This is a genomic window from Streptomyces sp. NPDC059008 (assembly GCF_042749045.1).
Taxonomy (GTDB): Bacteria; Actinomycetota; Actinomycetes; order Streptomycetales; family Streptomycetaceae; genus Streptomyces.
The window spans coordinates 1-3,553 of record NZ_JBHYJC010000100.1 but is presented as its reverse complement, the minus strand read 5'-3'; the positions used below and the strand labels follow the sequence as shown (position 1 = coordinate 3,553).

3 protein-coding genes are annotated in these 3,553 nt (G+C 65.5%); all 3 read right to left on the bottom strand.

Annotation, left to right across the window (positions count from 1 at the left end; all coding sequences use genetic code 11):
* Window positions 1–169 (bottom strand): DUF2637 domain-containing protein (locus ACFWZH_RS39345; protein WP_384443312.1); only part of this gene is annotated, 169 nt, incomplete at its 3' end.
* Between the two features lie 769 nt (window positions 170–938).
* Window positions 939–1,943, bottom strand: a complete 1,005-nt coding sequence (locus tag ACFWZH_RS39340) for a ParB/RepB/Spo0J family partition protein (protein ID WP_384443309.1) — start codon at window positions 1,941–1,943, stop codon at window positions 939–941.
* Window positions 1,940–3,202, bottom strand: coding sequence for a ParA family protein (locus ACFWZH_RS39335; protein WP_384443306.1), 1,263 nt, complete (start codon window positions 3,200–3,202; stop codon window positions 1,940–1,942). The genes ACFWZH_RS39340 and ACFWZH_RS39335 overlap by 4 nt, the downstream gene beginning before the upstream one ends.
* Window positions 3,203–3,553 lie beyond the last annotated feature (351 nt).

The following is a 3,553-nucleotide window of genomic DNA, read 5'->3' as shown; positions in this document are numbered from 1 at the left end:
CGTCGATGCCGATGGGGAAGAAGTAGGCGAAGTCGCCGAAGCCCTTCTTGAGGGCCAGTTCACGCACGGCCGCGTAGGAGCCGGCGAAGCCGATGGCAGCGATCACGACTGCTCCGGCGACGACCACGCCGATCAGGATCCGGTGAGCCCGGCCAAACTTCGTTGGCATCCCCGTTCCCACAGCCACTCCGGGCTCCTTCTTTCACAGTGCTTTCATCCGAACGATTTTCACATTCTCACGGCCGCTGATCGCCGGTGACTTCTTCCAGGGTGATCGCGTGAGAGATCGTCAGCTAAAAGTGCTCTCTCGTCCTGGTCTTCGTCGCTTCCGTCCAGGCGTGTGCTGCTGATTCCCCAACCCGGTCCGCATGTCCGGGGCGCTCGGCGACGACTTCGAGCCCGGCCCGCAGGCACTGCCCGGTCCGGCGTAGCGCACGTCTTGAGGCCGTGAAGATGCTGCACCACATGCACCTCACACACCACGGAAACCACCAGTAGCCGACTCCACCGTCAACCAGGGCATGGCAACGCGCGCGCTCCCGGCATGACCAGAGCTGACGCCCCACGTCACCGAGCGTCTTTACACAGCGCTTCCGAGGGGGGATCGCCGTGCCGACTCCGCCCCTGCCCGCAACGTCGATTCGCCAGACAGGACGCTCGCAGAGGGCCAGGCGCTCGGCCTGCGCTCCATTACGTCGTAATACTCGACCTTCGGATGTGAGCGGCCACGTCCGCATCCCGCTGGTCCCGATGATGAGCGCGGCATCCACTCGATTGCCCCGCTAGCAGTGGTACTCCAGCCGACGAGAGCCATCCTCGGATCACGGGCTATTACGTCGTAATAGTGGGGGCGACTGCCGGAGCTCGAGGTCCCGCGAGGAGGCCGACGCCGAAGGCCCCCGCTCCCCCACCAGTCAGGCAGGAGAACGGGGTTCAAGTCAGCTGCTATTGGCTTTGAGGAGTAGCTCTGCCAGCTGCTGTCGATACTCGGCACTGCTGGCAGCTGTCAGATCGGCTGCGAACGCTTCCGGGCTCCCAAGCAGTTGCAGGTAGCGGCCGATCATCTTGTGCCGCTCCGGCGCGACCACCTTTGAGAAGATGATGTCCATGCTGGCCTCACCGTCCGCCCACGGCATCTTGACCTGACGCGGCCGGGCTTCCGGCTCCTGGCGGGGGTCGGGGACCGCCGCAGTGCCCTTCCGGACTTTGGCTCCGGCCTGCTGGTCAGACTTGGCTTGCGCCCGCTTCTCCTTCAGCTGTTGGAGGTGCTGTTCCTGCTCCTCTGCCTTCTTGCGCCCGACGAGCCGCAGTAGGTCGGCAGGCTCCTCCCCCGTTTCGAGCTTCTTTTGCAGCTCCGGAGTGAGACCGAGCAAGGCAAGCCGCTGGGAGACCCAGCCCTGTGACCGGTGGAGGCGAGCGGCCAGCGCTTCCTGCGTGCCGTGAACGGCGAGCAGCTGCTTAAGGGCGCGGGCCTCGTCGAGGTGGTCCAGGTCCTGGCGGTGGATGTTCGCGACGAGGGCGGACTCCAGCAGCTCGTCGGGGTTGCTGCCCAGGTCGTCGTCGAGCATCACCTTGATCTTGGTGAGGCCGGCTTCGCGGGCGGCTTCCAGGCGCGTGCTGCCGTCAATGGCGACGTACCTGGTGTCCGGCTCGAGGTCCTTCTCCCTTTCGGGATTGGCCTCGAGGTAGGTGAAGCGGGACATGATGCTGATGGCGGTCTTCTGCCCGTGGTCCCGCAGGCTGCCAGCCAGCTCCGTCAGGTCGCCCATGCTCGAGCGCGGGTTGGCCGGGTTGACGCTGATGACCGACACCGGGAGTTCGACTGGTGGGGGAGTGCCTTCGGTTGGTGCCTTGGTGGCTGCGTTGATTGCCTGCCGCCGCGGGCTGACCCTTTGCGTCTGCTGGAAGGATGATCCGCTACCAAGTTTGGAGGCCTTGCTCATGAAATCTCCCGGGCAAGCGCGCGCAGGGCCACGGCCTGGTCGCACCGAGGTGCGTAGGCCAGGAGCGGGCGCTTCACGCGTACTGCTTCTTTCTGTTCCTTCAGGTCACCGATGACGCCTACGACGCGTGGATCCTTTATCTCCATCCAGCTTTCCAGGGAGGAGGTGGCGATGTAGCCGCGGCGTGCGTCGTAGTGGTTGACGACGATGCCCAGGTACTCGAGATCCAGGCCCATGTCGTCGCGCAGGTCCTCGATCTGAGAAGTCAGCAGCCCGTATGCATCTGCGGAGCTGTCCTCGGCCTGGACGACGACCAGCACGCCGGAGTTGCCGGGCACTTCCTCGGGGCGGCGTCGGCCGTAGTAGGCGGCGGCGTCCATGCTGAGGCCGAGGCTGGGCGGGCAGTCCACCAAGATGGCGTCGTAGTCCTCTTCGAGCGGCATCAGGGCGCGCTCAAGGGCCGCTTCACGTGCCCGGACTCCGGAGAGTTTGACGTCCAAAAGGAAGGCGTCGGTGCACGCGGGGAGCAAGTGCAGTCGGCCGCCGAAGCGTTCGTCTTCCACCTCGACGATCAGATCGCGCAGGTCTCCCTTGCCCTCACCCGCCATGTGCTTGGTCAGGCTGTCCCCTTCGATGGGGAGGGGCTCGTGGGCGAGCTGCTTGGTCATGTGGCACTGCGGGTCGAAGTCGACCAGCAGGACACGCTGCCCGAGGCCCGGCAGGTCCTCGTATTCGAGCGGGTCATGAGCCGCCTCGACGGGGTCCTGAGCCGGATCGGTCTCGGAGAGGGCATTGGCGAAGTGCTTGGAGATCCGGACGGCATGAAGCTGCTCGGCGTCTTCCGCGAGCGCCTCGCCGGTGCCGGCCGCGACGGCCGTCTTGCCGACGCCACCCTTCTGGTTGCAGACGATGATGCGCCTGACGATCACCGGACGCTGAACATCGGGCGCCGGGTTCTTGTCGAGCCAGAGCTGGATCGACTGCGACAGGCCCTGGACAAGTGAGACGCCGCGGGCTGAACAGTCGGCTCGGAACCCCTCCCACTGGCCGGAAGGCAGCCAGGTGGAAAACGACTTGGCGCGAGCGGTGTCGATGGGGGAGAGGTTTGCTCCCAGCCCGCGCCAGGCGGTGATCCCGGCCTCGACTGCGTGCTGGATGTCGATGCCGTGCTGCGCTGTGCGGATCTTCAAGTCCTGCTGCAGCCCGGCGGGGAGCTTTGAGACGACCTTTTCCCGGTCGCCTGAGGGGGACGATGTCATGCGGACACCTTACTAACATTCAAGATCAAGTGAAGCATCGGCGCGTTAGTAAGCCACATTGCGCAACGGAATTCTGCATCCTCGACACGACAGACCGGTATTACGTCGTAATACGCCGCCTCGCCCAGGAACAGGTCGCAGCGACGGGGCAGCTACACCTCCACGCCGAGACCTTGGCTCGGGCGGGAGCCGCTACCAAGCGGCGCGGGACGTACTGACAACGGCGTCTCCAGCCTCTGAACCATCAAAGGCCTGGCCTCCGCGACGGCTCGCTGAGGTCAGGCCTAAGCCGTCCAGCCGACCACGAAGTGTGCCGGCGTCGGGCGAGGGCCCAGCCTCTGGAGGCTGGGC

Coding starts and splice junctions, on each gene's coding strand:
- ACFWZH_RS39340 (WP_384443309.1), bottom strand. CDS start 1,943: ATGAGCAAGGCCTCCAAACTTGGTAGCGGATCATCCTTCCAGCAGACG.
- ACFWZH_RS39335 (WP_384443306.1), bottom strand. CDS start 3,202: ATGACATCGTCCCCCTCAGGCGACCGGGAAAAGGTCGTCTCAAAGCTC.